This is a genomic window from Priestia sp. TGN 0903 (assembly GCF_050846855.1).
In the GTDB taxonomy this organism is placed as follows: Bacteria; Bacillota; Bacilli; order Bacillales; family Bacillaceae_H; genus Priestia; species Priestia zanthoxyli.
This window is the reverse complement of record NZ_JBOZGL010000008.1, coordinates 98,752-124,692: the sequence shown is the minus strand read 5'-3', so window position 1 is coordinate 124,692 and position 25,941 is coordinate 98,752. Positions and strand designations below refer to the sequence as shown.

Below are 25,941 nucleotides of genomic sequence, written 5' to 3'. Positions count from 1 at the left end.
AAAAGCTGTTTCAAGTAGAGCAGCTTTTTTATGTCTCTTTTAAAGCTAAAGCATATATCTAAAATAAACGATTGAATACTTTCGTGATAAAATAAGGAAAGAGATCACGAAGAAAGGAACAGTGAAAGTGAAACCAACCATTTACGATGTTGCGAAAAAAGCAGGGGTATCGATAGCCACTGTATCCAAAGTAATCAATCAGACAGGCCGTATTAGTGAAAAAACGATAAAAAAAGTAAATGAAGTAATGATGGAATTAGATTATCAGCCTAGCAGTGTTGCAGCTGCGTTAACTGGGAAAAAGACATACACAATTGGCGTGCTAGTTCCTGACATCTCTAATCCTTTTTTCGCAGAGGTAGCAAGAGCTTTTGAGAATAGTGCCAGAGCAGCGGGATACACGCTTTTTTTATGCAGTACGGATCATCAAACAGAACGTGAGCATGAATACATAGATCTTTTATTCAAAAAGCAAGTAGATGGAATTATTATCGCAACCGAACTAAATGATACGAAGCTCGTAAAGAAAATTGTGAAGCATGATGTACCACTTGTATTGTTTTCAGTTGATCATCCTTCTATCTCAACGCATGTAGTGACAATTGATAACGTTCGCGGAGGATATATCGCAGGTACGTATTTAATAGAAAAAGGTCATCAATCGGTAACGATTATCACTGAAAAAGATAGAAAAAGCAGTGAGGGGCGATTAGCAGGATTTAAACAAGCGCTCACAGAGGCAAATTTATCACTAGAAAATCAGTCCATTATCAGCTGTTATTCAACAGTAGAAGATAGCAGAAGAGCAAGTAAACAGCTGCTTTCTTTGCCTAATAGGCCGACAGCAGTCTTTGCATGTACGGACTTAATTGGAATATCCCTCATAAATGAGGCAAGAAAGCAGGGGCTTTTAATTCCAGGAGATCTGTCGGTAATTGGATTTGATAATACAATTTATGCCGATATTGCTGAGCCTGGTTTGACAACGATTGAACAACCTATTTCGCAGATGGCAACTAGTACGTTCGAACAGCTGTTAAAGTCTATGAAAAAAGAAGAGCATGCAAAGCAGCGAATAACAATTATTCCAGAACTAGTAGAACGTGCGTCGGTAAAAAAGCTATAAAACAGAGAAAAGAAAAAGCTGCATGTGCCCAGGCACATGCAGCTTTTTTACTTAATAATATTTATAGAGAGACCGGATTTTTGACTTCGTTTATTGTTTCGCCTTTGACTGTTGTTTCTGTTGGAATTGTAAGGAAACCCGTTAAAAAAGCTCCAAAGAAATATAGGCAAGCAAATATCCAGATTACGCCGCCCGTGCCTAAAAGACCTATGAAAATAGTTACAATTAAAGGGCCTACAAAAGCAGAAAGTCCAGATCCTAAATTCAATACGGACATCGCAGCTCCTTTATTCTCCGGAGCTAAGGAAGGCACTAACGCTGTAAGAGGGACATATCCTGCTAGTGTTGCACCGTAACAGCATGCGACAATCATCATTACCCAATAATTATGTCCTACGAATTGAGGTACATAGTAAAGAGCGAGTGTTACAATTCCGCATCCTACTCCACCAAACCATTTGATTGTATTTACCCAGCCAAATTTATCTCCAACAATACCAAAAATAATATTAAAAGCCATATTCACAAAAAACAGAGTGCCCCAGATTTGAAGCCATTCGCTCATTGTGAAATCGTGTTTCATCATATAGGTTGGCAAGAAGACAACAAATCCAAATTGAGCAGCGGAGTTAATAATCTTTACAACTCCACCGATTCCTACTTTAGGGTTCTCAAATGCAATTGTAATCCCTTTCATTAATTCTTTTGTTTTGTTATCGCTTACTTTTTGAACGGTAAATCTGTCTTTATTCATGATAATTGAAAAGATTCCGCCGATCAAAACAAAAAGTAAACCACTCCACAAGGTAGCAATTTCGCCGATTTTAGGAACCATGTAACTGGAATAAAAAGCTCCGATTACGCTTAAACCAAGCTGGAAGACAAACCAAAACCAGCCTACTGCTTTTGAAAGCATTTCCTGGGGCGTGCGGTAAGACACCCAGACCAAGAATGAGTAAGCAAATAAAGGGTAGCCAAATCCTCTAAGAGCATAACAAATTAATATAATTGTGTAATTCATAATATGAAGTCCTATACCTATAAATCCAATTGAACCAATAATAAAGGATATCAAGCCGAATGCCATTGCTTTTCTAGGACCCCACAGCTGAACCAGTACGCCGGAGAACCAGGAAGAAATAGAGACCGTAATACCGTAAACGGTAAAAAGTAAAGCAGCATGTTCAATGGTTAAACCTCTTTCTACAAGATAAGGAGATAACCATCCTTGTTCTAAGCCATCGCCAATCATAAAAACAATAATACCTATGTATCCCCACGTTAAATGAGAAGGGATCCCAATCCTGTCAAGAGCTGTTTTTCTGGAAATAAATTCATTCATTTTTCCACACCACCAGATCGATTATTTTGTTGAAAACATCAAACTAATTTGGTTAAGCGCTTAATCTATTTGATAAAAAGTATACGCTTACATTTTTTAAACGTCAATTAAAATTTTAAATATATCTAATTTTCAATTAAATTATTTCAACAGTGGAAATAATAGTAGATAAGATTATAATAACTTGCCCTTATTATAAGAATACTTAAATATAGAGAATTCCCTTAATTTTAAGCATAAATAGATAAAAATAAGGTTTTTCATACTGTACAATCAGATGAATAAAAAAACAAATATTCTAAATAATCTATAAAAAAATGTTGCATTTCAAAAAACAGTATGTATAATTGGAAATAGGAAAGCGCTTAACCTAAAAATAGGTTTGAGCGAATGTTTTCTTAACTTTTAATTAAAGGGGAAAATAAGATGGGGATTCTTACAATTGGAATAATTGGTGCTGGACGAATAGGTAAATTACATGTTGATAATTTAAAATTAATGCCGCAAATAAAAATTAAAGCGGTTTCAGACGTAGTGGTAGATCATTTGCACGAGTGGGCTGCAAGTAAAGGAATTTCAATGTTAACAACAAATTATCAAGATTTATTAGCAGATTCAGAAATTGATGCCGTTTTCATTTGTTCGCCAACGAATACGCACGCATCGATTATTGAAGAAGCTGCTCGAGCGAAAAAGCATATTTTCTGTGAAAAGCCCGTTAGTTTTTCAGTAGAAGAAACAATCCAAGCGTTAGAAGTAGTAAAAGAACACGGCGTACAGCTTCAAGTTGGCTTTAACCGACGATTTGATCCCAACTTTAAAAAAGTGCATGATCTTGTACAGCAGGGAGAAGTAGGGCAGCCGCACATTTTAAAAATCACCTCCAGAGATCCTCAGCCTCCGAGTCCAGAATACGTCCGCGCTTCAGGAGGATTGTTCATGGATATGATGATTCATGATTTTGATATGGCTCGTTATATAATGGACAGTGAAGTAATTGAAGTATCGGCTTACGGGACGACGCTCATCGATCCTGCTATTGAAGAAGCAGGGGATATAGATACGGCAATTGTGTCATTGAAATTTGCAAACGGAGCTTTAGGCGTGATTGATAACAGTCGTCAAGCTGTCTACGGTTACGACCAGCGCCTTGAAGTTTTTGGTGAAAAAGGTTCCGCTACTGCTGATAATTGCCGTCCAACTACAGTAGAAATATCAACAGGCGAAAGTGTAGTGAAAGAGAAGCCGCTATATTTCTTCCTTGAACGCTATACACAAGCATATATAGATGAAGTAACACAGTTTGCAAGAGCAATTATGGAAAATCAAAGCGTAATTTGTACAGGTAACGATGGATTACAGGCAGAACGAATTGCTAAAGCAGCAAAAAAATCTTTACTATCAGGGCAGCCAGTGAAGATTGAACATAAAAAATACGCAGTGAATTAATGATAGAAATGTGGGCTGAAAGAGAATATCTTGCTCTTTTCGCCTTTTTAGGAAAGCGCTTAACTAAGGAGGAGTAAAGATGAATCCGCTTGTTTTTAAAGAAAATCGTGAGTTAGATTTTATCGCTATCGGTCGCTTATGTATTGATTTAAATGCAAATGAAACACAGCGTCCAATGGAAGAGACTAAAACATTCACTAAATATGTAGGAGGCTCTCCAGCTAATATTGCGATTGGAGCAGCAAGGCTAGGCTTAAAAACCGGTTTTATCGGAAAAGTATCAGATGATCAAATGGGCCGCTTCATTACTGGGTATCTTCAAAAAAATAAGATTAATACAGATAGTATTGCTGTCGATAAAACAGGGGCTGTAACGGGGCTTGCTTTTACGGAAATCAAGAGCCCTACAGATTGCAGCATCTTAATGTATCGAGATAACGTAGCGGATTTAAAACTAGATCCTACAGAAGTATCAGAAGAATATATTAAGAAGTCAAAGGCTCTTTTAATATCTGGAACCGCTCTTGCACAAAGTCCTTCTCGTGAAGCTGTATTTCTAGCATTAGAATACGCACGCAAGCATGAAGTTGTAGTGTTTTTTGATATTGACTATCGTCCATATACATGGGAATCGGAAGCTGAAACGGCAGTCTATTTTAATTTAGCTGCTGAAAAATCAGATGTGATTATTGGTACGCGAGAAGAGTTTGACATGATGGAAAAACTTTTAAATTATGAAGAATCTAATGATCAAGTAACAGCAGAGCGCTGGTTTTCTCACCATGCTCAAATCGTCGTGATTAAGCATGGTGGAGAAGGATCTATTGCCTATACAAGAGATGGTAAGTCTCACCGTGGAGGAATATTTAAAACAAAAGTTCTGAAAACGTTTGGTGCTGGTGATTCCTATGCTTCAGCCTTTATTTATGGATTGATGCAAGGACTGGAAATTCCACAGGCAATGCGATTGGGGGGTGCCTCCGCTTCGATTGTCATTTCAAGACACAGCTGTTCAGATGCTATGCCGACAAGCGTTGAGCTCTTCAACTTTATGGAGACAGCAACTGAAGTTTTGCAGGAAGCCTAATAAACAAAGGGAAAATCTTGAGAGATTAAAGGAATAGAAGCTTATTAAAATCAGATAAAGGGAGAGATATTCTATGACGCAAACAGCAGTAAAAACAGTAAAAAACTATATTGGTGGACAATGGATTGAATCAGCTGCATCAAAAACGGAACCTGTGTATAACCCAGCAACAGGTGAATTAATCGCACAGGTACCTCTTTCTACAAAAGAAGACGTAGATCAAGCGGTGCAAGCAGCAAATGAAGCGTTCAAAGGGTGGGCAAAAACAGCTGTGCCTAAACGTGCACGAATTTTATTCAAGTATCAGCAGCTATTAGTAGATAACTGGGATGAATTAGCAAAGTTAGTGACAGTTGAAAACGGAAAAAGCTTTAACGAAGCGCGAGGTGAAGTGCAGCGTGGAATTGAATGCGTAGAATTCGCGGCAGGAGCTCCTACGTTAATGATGGGGAAACAGCTTCCTGATATTGCAACAGATATTGAGTCTGGCATGTACCGCTATCCAATTGGCGTCATTGGAGGAATTACACCGTTCAATTTTCCAATGATGGTTCCTTGCTGGATGTTCCCGCTTGCGATCGCTTGCGGCAATACATTTGTGTTAAAGCCTTCTGAGCGTACGCCGCTGTTAGCTGCAAGATTAGCTGAGCTGTTTGAAGAAGCTGGTTTGCCAAAAGGTGTATTAAATATTGTAAACGGCGCGCATGATGTGGTAAACGGTCTTCTTGAACATAAATTAGTGAAAGCTATTTCGTTTGTAGGTTCCCAGCCTGTAGCTGAGTACGTGTACAAAAAAGGTACGGAAAACTTAAAGCGTGTTCAAGCTTTAGCCGGTGCTAAAAACCATTCAATTGTATTAAATGATGCAGATTTGAACGTAGCAACAAAACAAATTATCGGAGCCGCTTTTGGTTCAGCAGGTGAACGCTGTATGGCAGCATCTGTTGTTACTGTACAAGAAGAAATTGCGGATCAGCTAATTGAAAGATTAGTAGAGGAAGCAAATGATATTGTAATTGGCGACGGCTTAGAAGAAAACGTCTTCTTAGGACCAGTCATTCGTGAAAATCATAAAGAGCGTACGCTCAGCTATATTGAATCAGGCGTGCAAGAAGGAGCGGAGCTTATTCGTGACGGTCGCACAGATGCAGCAGTAAATGGCAAGGGCTACTTTGTCGGACCAACGATTTTTGATCATGTTACGCAAGAAATGAAAATTTGGCAAGATGAAATTTTTGCACCTGTGCTGTCTATTGTACGTGTGAAAACATTAGAAGAAGCTATTGAAGTAGCTAATAACTCTCGATTTGCAAACGGTGCTTGTATTTATACAGATAGCGGCGCCAGCGTACGTGAGTTCCGTGAAAATATTGAATCTGGTATGTTAGGAGTAAATGTAGGGGTACCGGCACCTATGGCATTCTTCCCATTCTCTGGCTGGAAAGATTCTTTTTACGGTGATCTTCATGCAAATGGTACGGACGGCGTGGAGTTTTATACAAGAAAGAAAATGGTAACAACGCGCTGGTAAGTGATTCATTAAAAATCGCATTCCATTTTAAAAGGAGGTATCAGGAATTAAAGATATTCCTTATGCTTCCTTTTTTAAAATCGCAATCTAGTATTAGAAGGGAGAAAGAAGCATGGAAACAGTTAGAATGACGACGGCACAAGCATTAGTGAAGTTTTTAAATCAGCAGTATGTTGAATTTGATGGAAAGCAGCATCAGTTTATTAAAGGGATTTTTACAATTTTCGGGCACGGAAATGTAGTAGGTCTTGGGCAAGCTTTGGAAGAAGACCCAGGAAATCTAGATGTATATCAAGGACGTAATGAACAAGGAATGGCCAATGCAGCGATGGCTTTTGCAAAACAAAAACATCGAAAGCAGATTATGGCTTGCACATCTTCAATAGGACCAGGTTCGGCAAATATGGTTACAACGGCAGCAACAGCTTCAGCTAATAACATTCCAGTTTTGTTGCTTCCCGGCGATGTATTTGCAACTAGACAGCCTGATCCCGTTTTGCAGCAAATTGAACAGTCATATGATTTATCTATTTCTACAAACGATGCTTTCCGTCCAGTGAGTAAGTACTGGGATCGCGTAAGCCGCCCTGAACAATTGATGACAGCTATGATTAATGCGATACGTGTGTTAACGAATCCTGCAGATACGGGAGCTGTAACTATTTGTTTGCCTCAAGATGTGCAGGGAGAAGCATGGGACTTTCCAGCTTATTTCTTCCAAAAGCGCGTTCACCGCATTGAGCGTCGCCTTCCGACTAGGGACAGTCTAGCAGATGCAATTCAAGCAATAAAAACAAAGAAAAAGCCAATCATCATTTGCGGAGGAGGCGTTCGGTATTCAGAAGCTGCAAAAGAGTTAAAACAATTTGCTAGTGAGTTCCATATTCCATTTGGAGAAACTCAAGCTGGGAAAAGTGCCGTTGAAAGCGACTATCGCTATAATCTTGGCGGAATAGGTGTAACAGGAAACTCAGCTGCTAATACAATCGCTAAAGATGCGGATTTAGTAATTGGAGTAGGCACTCGATTTACTGATTTTACAACAGCATCTAAACAGCTTTTTCAACATCCCGACGTGCAATTTCTTACTATTAACACGTCTGAATTTCATGCAAATAAACTGGATGCCGTGAAGCTTGTAGCTGATGCAAAAGAAGGGTTGTTTGCTCTTAGGAAAGAGCTCATGTCAATTGGCTATCAGTCTGGTTACACGACAGAAATTGCAAGTGCAAAAGACGCATGGGAAGCAGAATTAGAGCGTCTACATAGCATACGTTTTACAGGGGCAGATTTTATTCCAGAAATAAAAGGTCATTTAGATGAAAGCTTAGCTGAATATGCAGAATCACTTGGTACTCAATTAACGCAAACAGAAGTAATTGGAGAGGTGAATAAGCTCCTTGATGACAACTCCGTCATTGTTGGTGCAGCTGGAAGTCTTCCAGGTGACTTACAGAGAATGTGGAAGTCTAATAAACCCAATACCTATCATATGGAATATGGATATTCATGTATGGGATATGAAGTATCAGGTGCACTTGGAGTTAAGCTGGCTGAACCAGCTAAAGAAGTGTATGCGATGGTTGGAGATGGAAGCTATCAAATGCTGCATTCAGAGCTCATTACAAGCCTTCAAGAAAGAAAAAAGATAAATATTTTACTGTTTGATAACTCCGGATTTGGATGTATTAATAATCTTCAAATGTCAAATGGAATGGGGAGTTTTGGAACAGAGTTTCGCTATCGAAACGATGAAACAGGAAAATTAAACGGAAACGTGATGAAAATTGATTTTGCAGCCAGCGCCGCAGGCTACGGTGTAAAAACATATCGTGTAAGCTCTCTTGAAGAACTAAAAACGGCAATGGAAGATGCACAAAAACAAGAGACTTCTACATTAATTGATATTAAAGTGCTACCCAAAACTATGACAAACGGTTATGAATCGTGGTGGCATGTAGGAGTAGCAGCGGTATCTGAAAATCACCATGTACAAGAAGCCTATAAGGATAAAGTGAAAAATCTTGAAATGGCCAGAGGTTATTAACAAGCAAGAGAAATGGCCGATGTTGAAGAGAAACATTCGATAAATATAAAAAGGTTTTAATTTCATATAAGGGAGAGGAAGAGATGTTCAAGGAAAATACGGTCAAACTGGGGATTGCTCCAATTGCTTGGACAAATGATGATATGCCTGAGCTGGGAGCTGAAAATACATTCGAACAGTGTATCAGTGAGATGGCTTTAACCGGTTTTAGAGGAAGTGAGGTCGGAAACAAATATCCGCGAAATGTTTCAATCTTAAAAAAGGCATTATCGCTTCGGAATTTGGAAATTGCAAGTGCGTGGTTCAGTACATTTTTAACAACAAAGCCGCTGGAAGAAACGGTAACGCCATTTATTGAACATCGCGATTTTTTATACGAAATGGGAGCAAAAGTAATTGTTGTGTCTGAACAAGGACACAGCATTCAGGGGCTGATGGATGTTCCTTTATTTAAAGAAAAGCCTGTGTTCACGCCAACAGAGTGGAGCAGACTTGCAGAAGGCCTGCACCATCTTGGGAAACTGGCACGAGAAAAAGATATGCATATTGTCTATCATCACCATATGGGAACAGGTGTACAAACAACAGAAGAAATTGATCAGCTAATGGGGCTTACCAATCCGGAGCTTGTTTCTCTGCTATTTGATACCGGTCATCTTGTCTTTTCAGGAGAAGAACCTCTTTATATCTTAAAAAAATATCTGCACCGTATTAAGCATGTTCATTTAAAAGATATTCGTCAAGAAGTAGTTGATCGAGTCAAAGAACAAGACCTAAGTTTCTTGCAAGCGGTAAAAGAAGGAGCCTTTACTGTTCCAGGTGACGGAGCTATTGAATTTGATGAAGTATTCACTACGCTTGCCACTTCGGATTATAACGGATGGTTTGTCGTAGAAGCAGAACAGGATCCAGCCCTTGCTAATCCTTTTGAATATGCGTTAAAAGCAAGAAACTTTATTAAAGAAAAAAGCGGTCTTTAATTTCCATTGTAAAAGATTTTACGCCTTTTATGTGTTTATGAAAGGAAAGGAGGAGAGGAAATGAAGCCAACCATTTATAGTGTGGCTGAAGAAGCAGGTGTATCAATTTCTACGGTATCAAAAGTCATCAATCAAACCGGTCATATTAGTGAAAGAACAAGACAAAGAGTAATTGAGGTTATGGCGCAGTTGAATTACCATCCAAGCGTCGTAGCATCTGCTTTAACAGGAAAACCCACTAAAACGATTGGGCTTCTCGTACCTGACATCTCCAACCCTTTTTTTGCCGATTTGGCAAGAAGCATAGAAGACCGGAGTCATGAGCGAGGTTTCCATGTTGTAATGTGCAATACCGATAACGATGCGGAAAAAGAGAAAAAGTATCTATCGCTGTTAATACGTCAGAAAATCGACGGTTTAATTGTAGCTTCTGCTTTTCGCAATGCTAATCTTTTAAAAAATATGCTTAAGCAAGATATACCGATTAGCGTTATTGCTTCAGAAATTCCTCACATATCCGTTAATACAGTGACAGTGGATGACTACAAAGGGAGCTATTTAGCGACTGATTATTTGCTGTCTTTGCATCATAAAAAAATTGCGATTATTACAGAAAATGCAAAAAGCAATCACGCCCGTTTAGATGCTTTTCGAGACGCTATGCAAGAAAATGGAATCATCGTGCCGCCTCAGCACGTTATTACGACCGAAGCAAGTATTCAAAAAGGATATGAAAGTGCTAAGCAAATTTTTTCAATGAAGGAGAAAGTGACGGCTATTTTTGCTTGTAACGATTTACTGGCTATTGGCGTCATACAAGCGGCAAAAGAATTCAACATTGATGTGCCGAATGACTTATCAGTGATTGGCTTTGATAATACCGTTCTTTCTACTACCATCACGCCCATGTTGACGACGGTAGCACAACCGACAAAAGAAATGGCTGTAAACGTAGTGGATTTGCTGGTTAGAGAAATGGAATACTCAACGATGCATAAAGAACATTTACTTCTTGAGCCGAAATTGATTGTCCGGAAATCGACGGCTCCGTTACGAAGAAACGCCACAGCATCTGCAAATAATTGAATACAATCAAGAGTATTGCTGTTAATAAAAACTCTTCACAGTCACATATTCAAAAGAATGTATAAAGTCTATGAAGAAAAAATGAGTGATTAGTAAATTCTGATTGTGCTACTACATAAAGGAGGAAGTTAAACATGCTAGGTAAATTAGGTGAATTAAATAAAGGATACAACGTACTTACAGAAATGGCCGGTCAGCACAAAGATATGCTGATGGATATTGGGATTTATAATATGTCTCAAGGAAAAGAGGAAACCTTGCTAGACAGCAACAATGAAACGGCTATTCTTTTACTAGAAGGAAAGGTAAAGCTAGAGTGGGAAGGACATTCGAAAGAAATTCAGCGTGAGTCTCTTTTTGAAGAAGAGCCTTGGTGTTTGCACGTTTCGAAAAATGTGGAGGTTAAAATTACCGCGCTTGCCAATAGTGGAGTACTAGTTCAAAAAACGGATAATGAAAAAGAATTTTCATCAAAATTATATACGCCTGAAGACTGTCAAAATACAGTGGCTGGTGAAGGAGTATGGGAAGGTACCGCTCAGCGTGTCATTCGGACAATCTTTGATTATAATAACGCTCCTTATTCTAACCTTGTTATTGGAGAAGTTATTTCTTATCCAGGAAGATGGTCGAGCTATCCGCCTCATCATCATGATCAGCCTGAAGTATATTACTATCGTTTTGACAAGCCGCAAGGATTTGGCTGTGCAATGGTTGGAGAAGATGCATACCGTGTAGTTGATAATAGTTTTATTACAATTCCAGGTGAATTAGATCATCCTCAAGCAACGGCTCCTGGCTATGCGATGTACTTCTGCTGGATGATTCGCCATCTTGACAATAATCCATGGACAGACCGTATTATGGAAGAAGAGCATAAGTGGTTATTAGAGCCGGATGCAAAAATTTGGCCTGAAAAATAAATAAAGATCTTTATACGAAATGGGTTTCAAATGTTGAAAAGCCTCGAATAAAAAAATAATTATGCGTAAAATAATAGTTTATTTTTGTAAAATATGTTTTTATATGTTAAAGTATAGCTTGTATTAATATTCAGGCGATGATATCGCTCTTTTTGGCAGATTCCTTTTTTAGGAGTCTCTTTTTTTTCTAAACAGAAGCAAGAGATCGTATGTCAATCAAAAAAAGGAGATAAGCGTAGCCGCTTATCTCCTTTTCTTTTTAGCATTATCTAACGCTAAGTTCTTTTTCACTACTTTTTCTAAAGCAACTTCCACGTGAACATTTTTTTCATCGATGTCATTCACAAGCACGACGGTTCCTTTTCGTCCCTTAATCTTTAAATCATCACCCGTAGAAGGAATGTTTTCCCTCAGCTGGCTTAATAGAAGCTTTCTGTTTTCAAAAAAGTGGACAGCCACCATTTTATCTCACCTAATTTCATATGATATGTGTGATACAAAGATGTGTATATGAAATCCTTCCTATACATTATGCCGCCAGGGGTGGTTTTAGAACACATTGAATAGACAATTGTTGCATCGATATATGAAATAAATAGGGTGGCATAGTTATAAATCTTCTATTCTTGGACATACTTATACTACTAATCTAAAAAGGGATGTGGATGAAAATGAAGGTGGCTATCGGATTAAGTGTATTTACGGTCGTTACAGGAGCAATTGCGTTAGGGTCAGTTTACTTTTTAGCAGGGATCTTTTCGTTTTTCTTAACGGTTTTTTCATAAAAAAATCCACCAAGAGGTGGATTTTTTTATTTAGCAGCGGCTTTTGTTTCATGAGGCGAATTGCCGATAAATCCAAATTTTCCGCCGACAACTTCTTTTACTTCGTGGATGACAATAAAAGAATTCGGGTCAATTTGCTGGATTTTCTTTTTAATTTTTAATAACTCGTTCTTTTTAATAACAACGTAGATAATGCGTTTATCTTTGTTGGCGTAGTAGCCATATCCATAAAAGATGGTAGCTGCATTTCCAAATTCACTGGTGATCACTTGCGCAATGTCTTTGTACTGATCAGACATAATCGTCATTGCTTTTTTGTTGTGGAAACCTTCGATAACAACATCGACGATTTTAGCACAAAGATAGACGAATATAAAAGTATAGAGGGTATTGTTGACGCCAATAGCAAAAACCGATGCTAAAATAATGACGCTGTCCATGTAGAACATGCTTTTCGAGATATTGTAGCCTTTTGTGTAGTTTAATAAATAAGCTAAAAGAGTTGTGCCGCCGGTAGATCCATCCGCGATAAAAATGAGTGCCAGTCCTGTTCCCATTAGTAAAGCCCCGAATACAATTCCTAAAATCATGTCGTGAACGTGAAAAGGAATATAGCTGACCAGACCTAAGAAAACGGACGTCATGACAGCTCCTAGAATCGTATAGAGAATGGTTTTTTTAGTTAGAAATTTATAAGCTAAGGCAATGAATACAAGGTTCACAAGAAATGTGCTGATACTTGTAGGGATATGAAATAAATAATATAAAACAAGAGCAATACCAACCGTACTTCCGTCACCTAATTTATTTGGAATGACGAAAAAATCAATGGATGCAGCAACTAAAAGCGCTCCGGCAATAATTAAAATGATGTCTTTATAGATTGTTTTCAATATGCAAACCTCCCTGATCATTAGGATATTTTCACGTGGAATTTTGTTTTTACTAGTGTTTCACAAATGATAAAATAAAAAACGTCTTAGAAATTGTCTAGTTATAAAACTGATCAACTTCTAAGACGAAGAATTACGATACGTGTATAATGTCTTGAGTCTGCTTTTCTATGCTTTGATGTCACCGATTATATAAACCTCTGACCGCTATGTCAACGCTATGAGAGATGTTCAACTTTTCAAAAAATAGAAGGCGGTTTCCTACATAAAAAAAGAATCCTTTGCGACGGCGCAAAGGATTTTCAAATTTATTGGAATAGGGGGAATACGTTATTAGGATTACCATTTTCATAAATTAATATACCTTTATTTTTTAAAAAAATTTATTTGTTAATGACGATTGAAAGTTTGTAATTCACATGCTGATTTAGCTCTGTCAAAAAATCATTTAGTTCTTCATTTGAATGAAATTTGCATTCTAGTAAGTAGCAGCCATCGCCGCTAATTTTAAAGTTGTTGATAACGTACTTCTTCTGACTTTTTACAAATGTAAGGTAGGGGTGGTGATGAATGCTCTGCGTATAGATATTTAAAAATGCATGGACGGTGTAGCCAAGTTTTCGTTCATCAATGTTAATTGTATAGCCTTTGATAATGCCTTCATCTTCTAACTTTAATACTCTAGCAGAAGCGGCTTGTCCGGTTAAATGCACTTTTTCTCCTAATTCTTTCATCTTCATACGTCCATTTTTTGATAGCTCTTCTAGTATGCGCTTATCTGTATTATCTAACATCGCTACAAATCCTTTCGTATTTCAAATCAAAAGGGTTAACTACTTTATGTCACCTATGTATACGGATACGTCTTCTATTTTATACTAAAGAAAAGTAAGAAAAAAGAGCAGTCAATATGGAAGACATGAAAGCAGCAGTAGTTTGCAAACAGCTAGATTGACGAAAGCTTAAGCTTGCTGTATGATTCTTTGAGTGTTTACGTGGTTCGTAACCATCCCACGTTAAAAAACTAAGGAGAGAATAGTAAGATGAATATAAGAACACTTTGCGTCAACGGTCTTTTAGCAGCTATGTATATTGCTGTTAGCATGTTAATTCAGCCGTTTGGCTTCACCAATATCCAATTTCGTATATCAGAAATGTTCAATCATTTGATTGTATTTAATAAAAAGTACGTGTACGGCATTGTACTAGGGGTATTTCTGACGAATTTGTTTTTTTCACCAATGGTCGCTTATGATCTGGTGTTTGGGGTAGGACAATCTGTACTATCATTACTCATTACCATTTTTTCTATGCGCTACATTAAAAATATGTGGGCTCGTATGCTTATTAATACACTTGTGTTTACGTTTACGATGTTTATTATTGCGTTTGAACTGCACCTAGCATTTGATTTACCATTTTTCTTTACGTGGTTAACAACAGCTGTTGGTGAGTTTGTGGTTATGCTTGTTGGAGCACCAATTATGGCGGCCATTAATAAACGTGTACAATTTAATAAGCTAGTTGGATAAAAAGATGCGGCTGTGATAAATCTCACAGCCGCATCTTTTTATCTTTGTTATTCTATAAGTGTAGTGATAAACCCCTTATTATTGAAGAGCTTTTCACGCATGGACAAATTACCCATATCTAGCATGTAAAAAGAGCAGGTCGCTATTGCGTTCTGCTCTTTTTGCGTAACGCAATAGCGAGTATTCAATTAGATTATTTTGAAAGAAGAAGTGACAAATCTCACAGCGCGTTCTTTTTTCTTTTGTTACGATGTACATATAGTTGGCAAACTCCTTATCGAAAAGTTTTTCGCACAACAACACATTACCTATGCGTAGCAATTAAAAAAGCAGACCGACAAGGTTTGCTTTTTTAATTGTGTATTTTTACCATTAAATAACTTTTTTGAGTTATAATTGTAAAATAATCTTTGTTACGAGAGAGGGGATTATTTTTTGAATAGAAAGTTAGGAATTCTTGTTTTATTAGTGTTAGCTATCTTATTTGCCGGGTGTTCAAAAGAAGAAGACAACGTTCCTTTAAGAGAACTAGAAAAGATCCATATTAACGTCATCAAAGAACAAAAGATGAAGCAAGGGATTTCGTATGAATTGGAATTCGTAAACAAGAGCGATTTGACCATCAAACAAAACAATGTCTTTTTATCCTATCCTTTAAAAATAAAAAACGGTTATTCTGAAAATAAATTTAAGGTGTTAGCAGAAGGCAATAAGTTAAATATTAAGCCAAAACAAAAGGTAAAGTTGACTGCATTTCTTCCTTATAAAGGAATTAATAAAGAAGCGTTAGCTATTGATGAGCCTGACGTAAAGTGCATAGGATATTGGAATAAGATCGATGACTACCATCAATTTTCTTTTGGAGGATCTTTGAAGCGAGAATAATACATGGATTTGTTAAATGATGGAACTTATGAAGCGTGAAATCGTATATAAATCAAGGGGGAGATTTTAGTGAAGAGATATGGACTATTTATCATTAGTTTCATCGTTTTCTTGGGTAGCTTTCAACTGCTATCAGGAATGATTCTTACGCTCTTATATGTTCCAGAAAGTTCGACTATGTGGAGCTCAATCGAAGGATTATCAAGTAAAGTAACGTTTGGCAGTTATTCTGGTAGCTTTGCTTTTATGATTCCCGCTGTAGCAGCTACAGCCGCTTTTTTTATCTCTAAAAAATGGGTTAGGAAAAGTGTATAAGAAACTAATAGCGGTGGTGAATAAACAGTGAATGTAGACACGGATAGATTAGTTAGCTTCTTTATTTTATGGGGAACACCCGCTGCTTTTAGTATAATAGAGTACTTTAAACTGAGTAAGACTGAAAAACAAGAAGCTATACGAGACTTAACATCATTAAAATCGATTATAACAACAGGCTTTATATTGATTGGAGGAGTGATGGCGAGTTTAGGTAGAGTATTATCGCTGCTGCCTCTGCACATTATAGGTACTTTTATTTTAGTCATTGGTGGTATCGCGGGCGCTATTGAAGCATGGAAAACAGAAAAAAAGAGAGGTATTATTATTCTTGCTTTCATAGTATCTATGATTGCTTTTACATTTGTAATATAAATTCGGCATGTAACAAGAGCTGCTCATGACTTGAGCAGCTCTTGTTAGTTTCTTATTTATTGCGTCTCCAGCTGCTGGTCTTTTTTCTTTAACGTAAGAGCGAGCAGGAACGAAACGATAGCGAAAGCGATGGCTACATAATAGACGGTATGGACCCCGCTTGTCATACTTTTTATTTGTAACAGCGTTTTATTCGTTTCATTTGATTGTTGAATAAAGTGCTGAGAAGCCATTGTCATAATACTTGTATACAAAGCGGGTCCAATTGCGCCTGAAACTTGGTTAATCGTATTTGAAATGGCTGAACCGTGAGCGTGAAGCGGTTTAGGTACTTGATTTAAAGCAAGCGTCATTACGGATCCTATGCTTAAACCTACGCCAATTGTAAAGGCAGCGTATAAAATAGCTGCAGTCATCGTAGTTGTTTCTCTTGAAATGGTAGTGAACAAACTTAAAATAAACGTTAAAAGAATTAAACTTGTTAAAAGCAGCGGTTTAAATCCAATTTTATCAAACAAACTTCCTCCGACCATAGCTGTTAGAGCCAGCGTTACTCCTCCTGGAAGCATAAGAAAACCTGATGGTAGCAACTCTATACTGATCAGTCAATCTAGACGTTTAGGTCTTGCATAGAAGTGGAGATTGACGTTAGTTTGACAGGTGTAAGCATTGCTTGAAATGTTAAGAATAAGATTACAAAGTATTTTGGATCTATACTTCTATTGCTGTTAAAAAAATATAGTCAAGTAATGAAATTAAAAGAAGACGAGAAGCGTATAGCATGTTACGATAGGGACGGTATAGAAATTGACACATATCGGTTTCTAATAGAAGAGACAAATTTTAAAATTTTTAAATGTAAGGTTGTGATTCACCTGAGACTGAATAAATTTATTAGCGAATCTGGCAAAGCGTCAAGACGCGGGGCAGATAAGTTAATTAGTGAAGGAAGAGTAACCGTTAATGGAAAGGTTGCAAAAATCGGAGATCAAGTTAAGCCTGGCGATGATATTCGAGTAAGTGGCCAACAGCTTCGGATTGCTCGAAATAATGTATATATTGCACTTAATAAACCAGTCGGCATTACAAGTACGAGTGAGAAAAAAGTAAAGGGAAACATCATTGACTTAGTCAATCACCCTTTGCGTATTCATCATGTCGGACGACTAGATAAGGATTCAGACGGCTTAATTTTACTTACAAATGACGGCGATATTATTAACGAAATTTTACGTGCAGAAAACAAGCATGAAAAAGAATATATTGTTGCAGTAGATAAGCCGATTACACCCGAGTTTATCAAAAACATGTCTGAGGGAGTAAAAATTTTAGGTACAAAAACGCTTCCTTGTAAAGTGACACAGCTATCTAAGTACGAGTTTCAAATTATTTTAACACAGGGCTTAAATCGTCAAATTCGCCGTATGTGTGAAGTGCTCGGATATGAAGTATACCGACTTCAGCGTACGCGTATTATGAATATTCACTTAAACAACTTGCCTGTTGGGCAATGGAGAGATTTAACGAAAAAAGAGCGTACGCAGCTATTCAAAGAATTAGACTATGAACCTAAAGAGTGGTAAATCAAAAGACACCAGCCTGTTAGACTGGTGTCTTTTTTTATTCGCATACAACTACTTGTCTAGAAAATACGCTTTTGCGCGCTACGCAGCGATCTGAAATAGAAAAGCCAGCTTCATGAATCATATGGTCAATCGTGTCTACTGTAATCACGACTACTTTATCCGCAAAGCGGCGAGCGTGTTTTAAAATAGAAAGCTGATCTTCAGGCGTCGCGTGGGTGTAGAGATTGTAAGGCATGTCGATGATCGCTACGTCATAGTGAGTGGTAACATCCGAAATCGGTCCGGTTTTGACATCACCCTTTAAGCCGAAATGCGCAATATTTTCACGAGATCCGTCGGTCACAAGTGGGTTGATATCGCGTCCTACAATATCAATGCCCATTGAAAGAGCTTCTACGAGGACTGTACCAATACCACAGCATGGATCAATCGCTTTGATTCCTTCAGGCTTTGGAACGGCAATGTTAGCTACAGCTCTTGCAAGGCGGGTACTGAGTGCCGTAGAGTATTCACGCGGTTTCTTCAAATGATGCAGCCATACAGCTTCGCTTTTTTGATATTTTCCAAAATACCAGCGTCCTTCAAATGGAACAATTCCAAACAAATGGTCAGGGTTATGCAAGTCTGCTTCTGCTACAAAATGCCAACCCACATCACGTTCAATCGCACGCTGACCTTTATAGCTTATTTTTTGATCTTTTTCTAAGTCATTAATCTTCATAAAAATGAGTTTAAATGTTTGATCTCCAAGGTCAATATCTTCTACTTGTTTGCAAATATCTGCAAGGTCATCTGATTCATACATAATATCTAATCGCTCTTTGATAAAAGGGCTTCTGCTTGGATCAAGTTTAACGGCGCTTCTTATGATAGGTTTCTCAGTTTCAATTTCAAAAAGAGAGCGTCTCTCTAATTGACATAGTGAGAGTTCCTCTTCGCTGCATGCGTATGTGTAGATATACTGAGGCAGCTGCGTATGGTTATTCAATATCGTATCATCCTTTATCGTATCTAATTATCCTTCTTCTCAAACAATAGCGAGAAAAGAAGAGAAAAGCAACGAATTTAAATATATTTGGCTGTGAATACTAAATTGAAGCGCTACATAGTCCACTTATTTGACAAAACATGCTAAAATAACTGATGATAACCTGCATGTGCTGCTGTTTATACAAAAGAACTGGATCAAGGTTTCTCAAAAATCATTTATACACTGCTGACATTTTGATGAATAGGAGAGGCTACGTGATGTCTAAAAGTGATCATGAAAAGCAACAGATGAGTCGGGCTGATATGAAAAAACAAGCTAAAACATCCTCGCAAAACCTTGTGATGAACGTACTCATTGCCATTGTATCTGCATGTATTTTAGCTCTTATTATAAATATTTTTGTACTAATGAAATGAGTTGTTATGCTGCTCATTTCTTTTTATTAGGTTCAGCTTTTATTGAAGAGTTTGAGGTCTCTTTCACTAGAGAGCACATTGTGAATAGCATATCTTTTTTTTACAAATGATAGTTGTGATATGATAAAGCAATAATACATTAGACAAAAAGCTGGAGGTTACTTAGTATGCCATTACTTAGATTTGATGTAATAGAAGGAAGAGACGAAAAAGAGTTAAAAGCATTACTAGACGCTACTCATCGAGCGATGCTAGAAGCCTTTGGCGTCCCAGAACGCGATCGTTATCAAATTGTACATCAGCATCCTGCTCATGAAATGATTATTGAAGATACAGGTCTTGGCTTTGAGAGAAGCAAGGATTTGGTTATTATAAGTGTGACGAGCAAACAGCGAACAGAAGAGCAAAAACAAGCTCTTTACAAATTAATTGTAAAAGAGCTGGGAGAAAGCTGCGGAATTCAGCCAAGCGACATTATGATTTCAATTGTTGAAAACGGTAATGCTGACTGGAGCTTTGGTATGGGAGAAGCTCAATTCTTAACTGGGAAATTATAAAATGGTTTATTATCTAGAGAAGCCCTTATTTCTAAGGGCTTTTTCTCATTTTGTCTATAAAAATATTATTCTCTTAGTCACATCTTACTCAAAATTAAATACAGACATCTGTCAAATGAATGATACAATAAGCTTATATGCCGTTTTGAGTGGGAAAACCAAAAAAGAGTTCGGCGTACTAACTTCAGAACAACAATAATTTTACATAAAGATGTAAAGATTTAAAGGTTAAAAGAGAAATGTATAAAATCTGTAAAACAAAAGAACAGTTACGCGTTAAACATAGGAGTAAAAGGTTCTTCACGTGTTTTTTCGGATAATAAGAGAAAGTAATTTTGATCATTGAGGAGGAACTTAGAATGTTTGGATTTGATGCAGATGTATCGCCATTAGTGCGAATTAAAGTAATTGGAGTCGGCGGTGGAGGAAATAACACCGTTAACCGTATGATTGAACATGGTGTACAAGGGGTAGAATTTATCGCCGTTAATACGGATGCTCAGGCGCTTAATTTATCTAAAGCAGATGTGAAAATGCAGATTGGTGCGGCATTAACGCGAGGATTAGGTGCAGGAGCTAATCCAGAAGTAGGAAGAGAAGCTGCAGAAGAAAGCAGAGAGCAAATTCAAGAAGTACTGCAAGGCGCAGATATGGTATTCGTAACAGCTGGCATGGGGGGAGGCACTGGTACTGGAGCAGCTCCGGTTATTGCCCAAATTGCCCGTGAACTAAATGCTTTAACAATTGGAGTAGTTACTCGCCCTTTCAAGTTTGAAGGAAATAAACGTACCAAGCAAGCAGTAGGCGGTATTACTGCGATGAATGAATCGGTAGATACCCTTATTGTCATTCCAAACGACCGCTTGCTTGAAATCGTTGATAAAAAGACACCTATGCTTGAAGCATTCCGTGAAGCAGATAATGTTCTTCGCCAAGGTATTCAAGGTATTTCAGATTTAATCGCTGTTCCGGGGCTGATTAACCTTGACTTTGCTGATGTAAAAACAATTATGTCTAATCAAGGATTTGCGCTTATGGGTATCGGACGAGCTTCGGGATCAGATCGAGCAATTGAAGCAGCGAAAAAAGCGATTTCTAGTCCGCTGCTAGATGCATCGATTGATGGAGCAAGAGGCGTGCTGCTGAACATTACGAGCGGCAGCAGCCTGAGTCTTTACGAAGTACAGGAAGCAGCAGATATTGTCACGTCCGCTTCTGATCAGGACTTAAATATGATTTTTGGATCTGTGATTAATGAAGATTTAAAGGACGAAATGATGGTAACCGTTATTGCCACTGGATTTGATGATGAAGATATTTCACCATCAGCTTCCACTTCTAGAGTTTCAAGAGCACGCTACTAAATTAAATAACCAGCTTTTATGGTGGCAATTGTTTTTCAATTGCCTTAAAAGGGAATCCGGTGAAAATCCGGAGCGGTCCCGCCACTGTAACAAGGAGCCTTATGTCAAAAAGCCACTGTCTATTTAGAGACGGGAAGGCGGTATAAGGCAATGACTTGAAGCCAGGAGACCTGCCATAAATCGCAGCACACAATAACCTACGAGGATAGGGAGGTGTTTTGGCAGAATCAAAAATACGATAAACAAGGGATACGTTTATCTGAATTTGTTGTGAAGGCAAGCACTTCTTTTTAGAAGTGCTTTTTTTGTGTATTAAAATAGAAGGTGGAAAAATGAATGATAAATAATAAAAAACTTGTATCTATGATATTTCTCGTGTTACTTTGCCTCACTGCTTGCGCTCCTAATGAAGAGAGCGTAAGTATAAAAGAAAGAAAGAAAACGGATAAAAGTGTGACGTTTTTATTTAATTTTACATCTGCAACGCTTGATCCTCATACGGACGATAATTATACAGCAGTTCGTGGGGGAGTAGGGGAGACGCTTGTTAAAATCAACGACGATTTAAAAATAAAGCCTTGGCTTGCTGAAAAGTGGGAAACGAAAGATAACGGCCTTACATGGACATTTATGATAAGAAAGAACATCACGTTTCAAAACGGAAAAGCGCTGGATGCAAATGCCGTTAAGTCTTCTCTTCAAAGAACGATAGACCAAAGTTATGCGATGAAAAACGCTTTAAATATTAAAGAAATGAAAGCGAACAGTCATGCGCTGACAATTACATTAAAAGAACCAATGCCTAAATTTCCTTCTGAATTAGTGCATCCAAATACAGCTATTATAGATGTTAATGCTTCTAATATAGCTAAGAAGCCCATTGGTACGGGTCCATTTCGCGTCTTGTCTTTTGATCAAGGAAATCAAGTAAAATTAGAAAGATATGAAAATTATTGGGGTGGAAAAGTGAAATTGAAAAGTGCGATCTTTGGATTTAACGAAGATGCTAATGCGCGAGTTGCTGCTCTTCAATCTGGAACAGCCGATATTATTTATCGCCCGCCTTTAGAAAGCTTGGGCACTTTACAAACAGATCCGTCTTTTAAAGTAAGTGGAGTACCTAGTGTGCGCACCCATTTATTGCTTTACAATCAAACTAATGACGCATTAAAAGACGAAAATGTAAGAAAAGCTATCGATACCTTATTGAACCGAAAAGAAATTGTTAGCAGCATCATGAACAATCAAGCGGCAGCGGCTCGAGGTCCATTTTTACCCCAATTTCCTTTTGCTGATAGTACTGCTAATGAGCAAAGAGGTATGACATCTGCTAAAAAATATTTAGAGAAAGCAGGCTATCAAATCAAAAATGACAAAGCAATTAAAAATGGAAAGCCACTATCGCTCTCTCTTGTCACATACAGTTCTTTGCCAGAACTGCCTTTAATTGCTCAGCTTATACAGTCTAATGCCAAAGAGTTAGGAATTACTATTAAGATTCAACTAGTTGAAGATAGCGATGAATATGTAATGGCAAAAGATGATTGGGATTTAGCATTGTACAGCCTTATCACAGCACCTAGAGGAGATGCCAGCTATTATTTAAGTACGAACTATTTGCCCGGCGGTGGTTTAAATGCCAGCCGGATTAATGATGATACGCTAACAAAAATGATAGAACAGTTAAATTCAACAGTAGATGACGCAAAACGAGATCAGTTAGCCAAACAAGCAACCGCTTTGATTAATAGAAAAATGCTGACGTCATCGATTGTACATCCAAACATTGTTGTTGCTTATAATCAAAAAGTGAAAAACTGGACAACAAATCCAAGCGAGTATTATATGCTGACTCAGCATTTAGACGTAACGCCGTAGTTAACATTGCAGCATAAGCAGAGAAAAGAAAAAGTATACAATGATCGTTAAAAGGATGTGACAGTAAACGTGCAAGAAGTACAAATGTATCAAATTAAAGAAGTAAAAGAAAAGGATGCTGAAGTGATTCAGTTTGTCATGAATATGCGGAATGAGCTATTTCCTATACTGGAAAAAAATCAGCTTCCTGTGGATTTGCTTCATTTTAATGAACATTACGTTCAAGCGAAAGACGCTGCTTTTTTTGCAGCTGTTACGGAAAATCAACAAGTAATTGGAACCATTGGTTTATACGCTTACGATGGACGGTTTCATGCATTAAAAGAGCGATATGAACATAGAACTGCAGCTGAGATTGTAAAATGCTATGTCGATCCAGCGTACCGGCGTCTAGGCATTGGACAGCAGCTGTTAAAAGCAGTTGAACAATTTGCCCAAAGTCATTTTTATGACACGCTGTATCTGCATACTCATCCTTTCTTACCTGGCGCTATTCCTTTTTGGGCTTCACAAGGCTTTATCAAAAGGCTAGCTGAACAGGACGAACCATGGAATACGCTGCACATGGACAGAAAAATACAACGAGTCGTAACGTAACGAGATCATACAGTAATTACCATGGAATCTGTATATGGGCTCATGCTATAATGAACGTAACTTACATTTATAGCCTGTAGGGCAAGTCCTTACAGAAAAGAACCACGTTTCGAATTGGCTGAAACGTGGTTTTTTTCTATAAAAAACAAGTAACAAAATATTTTTAAAAATATATATGAAATCGCTTTCAAAATAATGAAATATATTATATAATTACTAGTGTTGTGTTGTACTTTGTTAGTGTTAAATCAATATCCTACATGTGTGAGCCGATTGCCTTATGGTAGTCGGCTTCCTTTTTTTATAGTAGAAGTCTAAAGGGAAACAGCGTTCGTTAAAATGGCTGTAATTGTCATGATAATAGTTGTCCCAAAGGCCCACTTGAAAAGAAAGAAAAGTAGCAATCATTCCAAACCCTAACAAAGAAAGCATTATCCATCACCTCTTAAAAATTTAGAAAATTCTATTAATTTATGTTATAGCATTAGAATTAATGTTAAAGTTTGGTATTTTTAAATAAGGTAACTTCAAACTAAACCTAAAAACTAAAAAAGCCGCCTTGTAGGCGACTGGTTTAAGCTAGGTCAGCTGTTATGGACTGCTTTTGAAGGTGATCAGACAGAAGGCTGTAGGCGATAATCTTCTTTTTGTATTGTTTCACGACGTCGACATGATCATGATAGCTATATACGCATAGTCGAACATCGTTTTTCCCTTTTTTCGTATCGATAACAAGTGGAGTTTCACTGTCTTCTAGGTGTTTATAATAGTCCTTATTTCCTTCATGGACATAATATTGTTTTAAAAATGTTGCTTTATTAAAATAATCAATCACTTGCATTTTGTCTTTGCCTTCTAAATGTTTCCCATCAACTGTGACAGTAGCGTTTTGATCATCAAGTGTTGGGTGTAATTGAAATTTAGTCATAAGCCATTTGACCACTGGAGTTGGAAGACACGTTATTAATATTTTGAGTGCACTTACAAGAATGATGGAAAGTAATACAATCCATGTCATAGTTAATCATCTCCGCTTAAATTAAATAAGATTACATACTTATTTTACCACAGAGAACATGATTGCTTTTTGTACATTATGTGAACCTTCTTTAGTGAAAAGATGTATATGAAATGCGTTTATTTATGCACATTTAGGGAAATATAAAATTATAACAAATACTACATATAAAAAAGGAGAAAAAATTATGTTGTGGACGATTATTGGACTTTTATTTATTTTTTGGTTATTAGGATTAGTTTTTCATATTGGCGGCGGCATCATTCACATTCTTCTTGTCATTGCAGTGATTGTGCTGATCGTAAAACTTGTGAAACGAATTTAGATATAAAAAGCCTTTCCTTAGGGAAAGGCTTTTTATGTGGAGAGATTATAAAAATGAGCTGTATTTCGATATAAAAAATCATATGTCTCCGTTACAGAAACCCTTTTGAGACGTGCTATTTCCTGAACGGACTGATGCATCATTGATGGAACCGTTGTCTGGTTTTGAAAAGGTCCTTCAAATGGCCACGGACCATCTGTTTCGACCATCAAGTAGTCAAGAGGGTAATCTGTGGCAAGCGCTTGGATTTTAGGTTTATATACAATATCAGGTGTAACGGAAATATAGTAGCCGTTGTTTTTCATTCGTTCAACGGTTTTTTTAGCTCCTTTGAACCAGTGGAAGTGAGCTTTAGGCACAGAATGTTTTTCTAGTAAGTCGCACACGATCTCAGCATCTTCATATACAGCGTGAAGAATTAACGGTTTCCCCCATTTTTTTGAATGAATAATAAAAGCTTCAAGCAGCTCCAAATAGGGCTCTAGAGAAAGAGTATAGGTCTGACTTAAGTAATAAGGTAGACCAACCTCCCCAACAGCGATCATTTCTTCATTGTTTTGATCAATCCAGGCAAACAGCTCCGCTAATTCATTTGAAGAAGGCAGCATTTGTTCAGGGTGAAATCCGTAGGCAGGTTTCACGCAGGAATATAACTTGCTGATTTTTTGATTAAGTTGGCAAGAGTGTAATGTAGAAGATACAGAAATAAGCGCTTGTAACGAAGGATCCTGCTCAACTATGTCTTTCCAGCTTTTCTGTTCATATTGATCTAGATGAATATGCGAGTCAATAATGCGTTTCATAAATAATGCTCCTCCCAGCCTATTTTGTTTAAAAATAATACGTAAGAGAG

The 25,941-nt window shown here is 37.5% G+C and carries 27 protein-coding genes and 2 riboswitches; of the genes, 19 read left to right on the top strand and 8 right to left on the bottom strand.

Translation table 11 applies throughout. From position 1 onward, the window contains the following. The first annotated feature begins 127 nt into the window (after positions 1-127). The gene (locus tag ACRPLY_RS22890) at positions 128-1,126 is read left to right on the top strand and encodes a LacI family DNA-binding transcriptional regulator (RefSeq protein ID WP_325077428.1); all 999 of its coding nucleotides are present in this window, start codon (positions 128-130) and stop codon (positions 1,124-1,126) included. Between the two features lie 61 nt (positions 1,127-1,187). Here the strand turns inward: ACRPLY_RS22890 and ACRPLY_RS22885 are convergent, their stop codons facing one another. Continuing rightward, the gene (locus ACRPLY_RS22885; protein WP_033580688.1) at positions 1,188-2,468 is read right to left on the bottom strand and encodes an MFS transporter; all 1,281 of its coding nucleotides are present in this window, start codon (positions 2,466-2,468) and stop codon (positions 1,188-1,190) included. A 426-nt stretch (positions 2,469-2,894) separates the two neighbouring features. Here ACRPLY_RS22885 and iolG point away from each other — a divergent pair, with 426 nt between their 5' ends. The 7 genes from iolG (at position 2,895) to ACRPLY_RS22850 (ending at position 11,571) form a co-directional block, all read left to right on the top strand. After that, entirely contained in the window at positions 2,895-3,917 is a 1,023-nt protein-coding gene (gene iolG / locus ACRPLY_RS22880) for an inositol 2-dehydrogenase (RefSeq protein WP_325077427.1), read from the top strand. A 79-nt stretch (positions 3,918-3,996) separates the two neighbouring features. Next, positions 3,997-5,004 carry a 5-dehydro-2-deoxygluconokinase gene (gene iolC, locus ACRPLY_RS22875; RefSeq protein WP_033580687.1) on the top strand — a complete coding sequence of 336 codons (1,008 nt, stop codon included), beginning with the start codon at positions 3,997-3,999 and terminating at the stop codon, positions 5,002-5,004. Positions 5,005-5,077: 73 nt separating this feature from the next. Next, positions 5,078-6,535, top strand: a complete 1,458-nt coding sequence (locus tag ACRPLY_RS22870) for a CoA-acylating methylmalonate-semialdehyde dehydrogenase (protein WP_028414349.1) — start codon at positions 5,078-5,080, stop codon at positions 6,533-6,535. A gap of 112 nt (positions 6,536-6,647) precedes the next feature. Further along, positions 6,648-8,582 carry a 3D-(3,5/4)-trihydroxycyclohexane-1,2-dione acylhydrolase (decyclizing) gene (gene iolD / locus ACRPLY_RS22865; RefSeq protein WP_325077426.1) on the top strand — a complete coding sequence of 645 codons (1,935 nt, stop codon included), beginning with the start codon at positions 6,648-6,650 and terminating at the stop codon, positions 8,580-8,582. A gap of 83 nt (positions 8,583-8,665) precedes the next feature. Then, on the top strand, positions 8,666-9,562 hold the full coding sequence (iolE, locus tag ACRPLY_RS22860) for a myo-inosose-2 dehydratase (RefSeq protein WP_028410219.1): 897 nt from the start codon (positions 8,666-8,668) through the stop codon (positions 9,560-9,562). A 60-nt stretch (positions 9,563-9,622) separates the two neighbouring features. After that, the gene (locus ACRPLY_RS22855; RefSeq protein WP_325077425.1) at positions 9,623-10,648 is read left to right on the top strand and encodes a LacI family DNA-binding transcriptional regulator; all 1,026 of its coding nucleotides are present in this window, start codon (positions 9,623-9,625) and stop codon (positions 10,646-10,648) included. 134 nt (positions 10,649-10,782) lie between these two features. Then, positions 10,783-11,571, top strand: a complete 789-nt coding sequence (locus ACRPLY_RS22850; RefSeq protein ID WP_033580684.1) for a 5-deoxy-glucuronate isomerase — start codon at positions 10,783-10,785, stop codon at positions 11,569-11,571. A 243-nt stretch (positions 11,572-11,814) separates the two neighbouring features. On the opposite strand, the gene ACRPLY_RS22845 is transcribed toward ACRPLY_RS22850, so the two are convergent. The 3 genes from ACRPLY_RS22845 to ACRPLY_RS22835 all read right to left on the bottom strand — a co-directional run bounded on the left by ACRPLY_RS22845 (position 11,815) and on the right by ACRPLY_RS22835 (position 14,043). Further along, positions 11,815-12,033: a hypothetical protein gene (locus ACRPLY_RS22845; RefSeq protein WP_013055227.1), complete on the bottom strand. Its 219-nt coding sequence runs from the start codon at positions 12,031-12,033 to the stop codon at positions 11,815-11,817. Positions 12,034-12,382: 349 nt separating this feature from the next. After that, positions 12,383-13,249 (bottom strand): YitT family protein, encoded by an 867-nt coding sequence (locus tag ACRPLY_RS22840; protein ID WP_028414344.1) that lies wholly within the window; start codon positions 13,247-13,249, stop codon positions 12,383-12,385. 383 nt (positions 13,250-13,632) lie between these two features. Beyond that, positions 13,633-14,043: an Lrp/AsnC family transcriptional regulator gene (locus tag ACRPLY_RS22835; RefSeq protein WP_154990761.1), complete on the bottom strand. Its 411-nt coding sequence runs from the start codon at positions 14,041-14,043 to the stop codon at positions 13,633-13,635. A gap of 195 nt (positions 14,044-14,238) precedes the next feature. Then, positions 14,239-14,283, top strand: a riboswitch (PreQ1 riboswitch). 9 nt (positions 14,284-14,292) lie between these two features. On the opposite strand from ACRPLY_RS22835, the gene ACRPLY_RS22830 reads away from it, so the two are divergent. The 4 genes from ACRPLY_RS22830 (at position 14,293) to ACRPLY_RS22815 (ending at position 16,356) form a co-directional block, all read left to right on the top strand. Next, complete coding sequence (locus ACRPLY_RS22830) at positions 14,293-14,781, top strand: QueT transporter family protein (RefSeq protein ID WP_028414342.1); 489 nt, start codon at positions 14,293-14,295, stop codon at positions 14,779-14,781. A 435-nt stretch (positions 14,782-15,216) separates the two neighbouring features. Further along, the gene (locus tag ACRPLY_RS22825; RefSeq protein WP_155008646.1) at positions 15,217-15,666 is read left to right on the top strand and encodes a hypothetical protein; all 450 of its coding nucleotides are present in this window, start codon (positions 15,217-15,219) and stop codon (positions 15,664-15,666) included. A gap of 69 nt (positions 15,667-15,735) precedes the next feature. Further along, a complete protein-coding gene (locus ACRPLY_RS22820) occupies positions 15,736-15,981 on the top strand; it encodes a hypothetical protein (RefSeq protein ID WP_028414340.1) in 246 nt (81 codons plus the stop codon). Between the two features lie 27 nt (positions 15,982-16,008). Continuing rightward, a complete protein-coding gene (locus ACRPLY_RS22815; RefSeq protein WP_028414339.1) occupies positions 16,009-16,356 on the top strand; it encodes a hypothetical protein in 348 nt (115 codons plus the stop codon). Positions 16,357-16,412: 56 nt separating this feature from the next. Here the strand turns inward: ACRPLY_RS22815 and ACRPLY_RS22810 are convergent, their stop codons facing one another. Beyond that, positions 16,413-16,946 carry an MFS transporter gene (locus ACRPLY_RS22810; protein ID WP_432232124.1) on the bottom strand — a complete coding sequence of 178 codons (534 nt, stop codon included), beginning with the start codon at positions 16,944-16,946 and terminating at the stop codon, positions 16,413-16,415. A gap of 276 nt (positions 16,947-17,222) precedes the next feature. Here ACRPLY_RS22810 and rluF point away from each other — a divergent pair, with 276 nt between their 5' ends. Continuing rightward, positions 17,223-17,939, top strand: a complete 717-nt coding sequence (rluF, locus tag ACRPLY_RS22805) for a 23S rRNA pseudouridine(2604) synthase RluF (RefSeq protein WP_014461744.1) — start codon at positions 17,223-17,225, stop codon at positions 17,937-17,939. Between the two features lie 37 nt (positions 17,940-17,976). Here rluF and ACRPLY_RS22800 read toward each other — a convergent pair whose 3' ends face one another. After that, positions 17,977-18,930 carry a TRM11 family SAM-dependent methyltransferase gene (locus tag ACRPLY_RS22800; protein ID WP_033580681.1) on the bottom strand — a complete coding sequence of 318 codons (954 nt, stop codon included), beginning with the start codon at positions 18,928-18,930 and terminating at the stop codon, positions 17,977-17,979. A 260-nt stretch (positions 18,931-19,190) separates the two neighbouring features. Here ACRPLY_RS22800 and ACRPLY_RS22795 point away from each other — a divergent pair, with 260 nt between their 5' ends. From ACRPLY_RS22795 to ACRPLY_RS22775, 5 genes are all read left to right on the top strand, one after another. After that, positions 19,191-19,349 (top strand): hypothetical protein, encoded by a 159-nt coding sequence (locus tag ACRPLY_RS22795; RefSeq protein ID WP_165635927.1) that lies wholly within the window; start codon positions 19,191-19,193, stop codon positions 19,347-19,349. 167 nt (positions 19,350-19,516) lie between these two features. Beyond that, positions 19,517-19,906, top strand: a complete 390-nt coding sequence (locus ACRPLY_RS22790) for a tautomerase family protein (RefSeq protein ID WP_033580680.1) — start codon at positions 19,517-19,519, stop codon at positions 19,904-19,906. Between the two features lie 359 nt (positions 19,907-20,265). Then, positions 20,266-21,270 carry a cell division protein FtsZ gene (gene ftsZ / locus ACRPLY_RS22785; protein WP_014461739.1) on the top strand — a complete coding sequence of 335 codons (1,005 nt, stop codon included), beginning with the start codon at positions 20,266-20,268 and terminating at the stop codon, positions 21,268-21,270. 2 nt (positions 21,271-21,272) lie between these two features. Then, a riboswitch (cobalamin riboswitch) is annotated at positions 21,273-21,463 on the top strand. A gap of 143 nt (positions 21,464-21,606) precedes the next feature. Continuing rightward, the gene (gene nikA, locus ACRPLY_RS22780; protein ID WP_432232123.1) at positions 21,607-23,148 is read left to right on the top strand and encodes a nickel ABC transporter substrate-binding protein; all 1,542 of its coding nucleotides are present in this window, start codon (positions 21,607-21,609) and stop codon (positions 23,146-23,148) included. A 69-nt stretch (positions 23,149-23,217) separates the two neighbouring features. Beyond that, positions 23,218-23,745: a GNAT family N-acetyltransferase gene (locus ACRPLY_RS22775; protein WP_432232122.1), complete on the top strand. Its 528-nt coding sequence runs from the start codon at positions 23,218-23,220 to the stop codon at positions 23,743-23,745. A 574-nt stretch (positions 23,746-24,319) separates the two neighbouring features. On the opposite strand, the gene ACRPLY_RS22770 is transcribed toward ACRPLY_RS22775, so the two are convergent. Continuing rightward, a complete protein-coding gene (locus ACRPLY_RS22770; protein WP_028414332.1) occupies positions 24,320-24,763 on the bottom strand; it encodes a YfmQ family protein in 444 nt (147 codons plus the stop codon). A 187-nt stretch (positions 24,764-24,950) separates the two neighbouring features. Here ACRPLY_RS22770 and ACRPLY_RS22765 point away from each other — a divergent pair, with 187 nt between their 5' ends. Then, on the top strand, positions 24,951-25,088 hold the full coding sequence (locus ACRPLY_RS22765) for a lmo0937 family membrane protein (protein ID WP_013055244.1): 138 nt from the start codon (positions 24,951-24,953) through the stop codon (positions 25,086-25,088). A gap of 32 nt (positions 25,089-25,120) precedes the next feature. On the opposite strand, the gene ACRPLY_RS22760 is transcribed toward ACRPLY_RS22765, so the two are convergent. Further along, on the bottom strand, positions 25,121-25,891 hold the full coding sequence (locus ACRPLY_RS22760) for a TatD family hydrolase (protein ID WP_028414331.1): 771 nt from the start codon (positions 25,889-25,891) through the stop codon (positions 25,121-25,123). Positions 25,892-25,941: the final 50 nt, after the last annotated feature.

Excerpts from the sequence above, each read along its gene's own strand:
- ACRPLY_RS22885 (WP_033580688.1), bottom strand. The coding sequence starts at position 2,468 with ATGAATGAATTTATTTCCAGAAAAACAGCTCTTGACAGGATTGGGATC.
- iolG (WP_325077427.1), top strand. The coding sequence starts at position 2,895 with ATGGGGATTCTTACAATTGGAATAATTGGTGCTGGACGAATAGGTAAA.
- iolC (WP_033580687.1), top strand. The coding sequence starts at position 3,997 with ATGAATCCGCTTGTTTTTAAAGAAAATCGTGAGTTAGATTTTATCGCT.
- ACRPLY_RS22870 (WP_028414349.1), top strand. The coding sequence starts at position 5,078 with ATGACGCAAACAGCAGTAAAAACAGTAAAAAACTATATTGGTGGACAA.
- iolD (WP_325077426.1), top strand. The coding sequence starts at position 6,648 with ATGGAAACAGTTAGAATGACGACGGCACAAGCATTAGTGAAGTTTTTA.
- iolE (WP_028410219.1), top strand. The coding sequence starts at position 8,666 with ATGTTCAAGGAAAATACGGTCAAACTGGGGATTGCTCCAATTGCTTGG.
- ACRPLY_RS22855 (WP_325077425.1), top strand. The coding sequence starts at position 9,623 with ATGAAGCCAACCATTTATAGTGTGGCTGAAGAAGCAGGTGTATCAATT.
- ACRPLY_RS22850 (WP_033580684.1), top strand. The coding sequence starts at position 10,783 with ATGCTAGGTAAATTAGGTGAATTAAATAAAGGATACAACGTACTTACA.
- ACRPLY_RS22845 (WP_013055227.1), bottom strand. The coding sequence starts at position 12,033 with ATGGTGGCTGTCCACTTTTTTGAAAACAGAAAGCTTCTATTAAGCCAG.
- ACRPLY_RS22835 (WP_154990761.1), bottom strand. The coding sequence starts at position 14,043 with ATGTTAGATAATACAGATAAGCGCATACTAGAAGAGCTATCAAAAAAT.
- ACRPLY_RS22830 (WP_028414342.1), top strand. The coding sequence starts at position 14,293 with ATGAATATAAGAACACTTTGCGTCAACGGTCTTTTAGCAGCTATGTAT.
- ACRPLY_RS22795 (WP_165635927.1), top strand. The coding sequence starts at position 19,191 with ATGTCTAAAAGTGATCATGAAAAGCAACAGATGAGTCGGGCTGATATG.
- ACRPLY_RS22790 (WP_033580680.1), top strand. The coding sequence starts at position 19,517 with ATGCCATTACTTAGATTTGATGTAATAGAAGGAAGAGACGAAAAAGAG.
- ftsZ (WP_014461739.1), top strand. The coding sequence starts at position 20,266 with ATGTTTGGATTTGATGCAGATGTATCGCCATTAGTGCGAATTAAAGTA.
- nikA (WP_432232123.1), top strand. The coding sequence starts at position 21,607 with ATGATAAATAATAAAAAACTTGTATCTATGATATTTCTCGTGTTACTT.
- ACRPLY_RS22770 (WP_028414332.1), bottom strand. The coding sequence starts at position 24,763 with ATGACATGGATTGTATTACTTTCCATCATTCTTGTAAGTGCACTCAAA.
- ACRPLY_RS22765 (WP_013055244.1), top strand. The coding sequence starts at position 24,951 with ATGTTGTGGACGATTATTGGACTTTTATTTATTTTTTGGTTATTAGGA.
- ACRPLY_RS22760 (WP_028414331.1), bottom strand. The coding sequence starts at position 25,891 with ATGAAACGCATTATTGACTCGCATATTCATCTAGATCAATATGAACAG.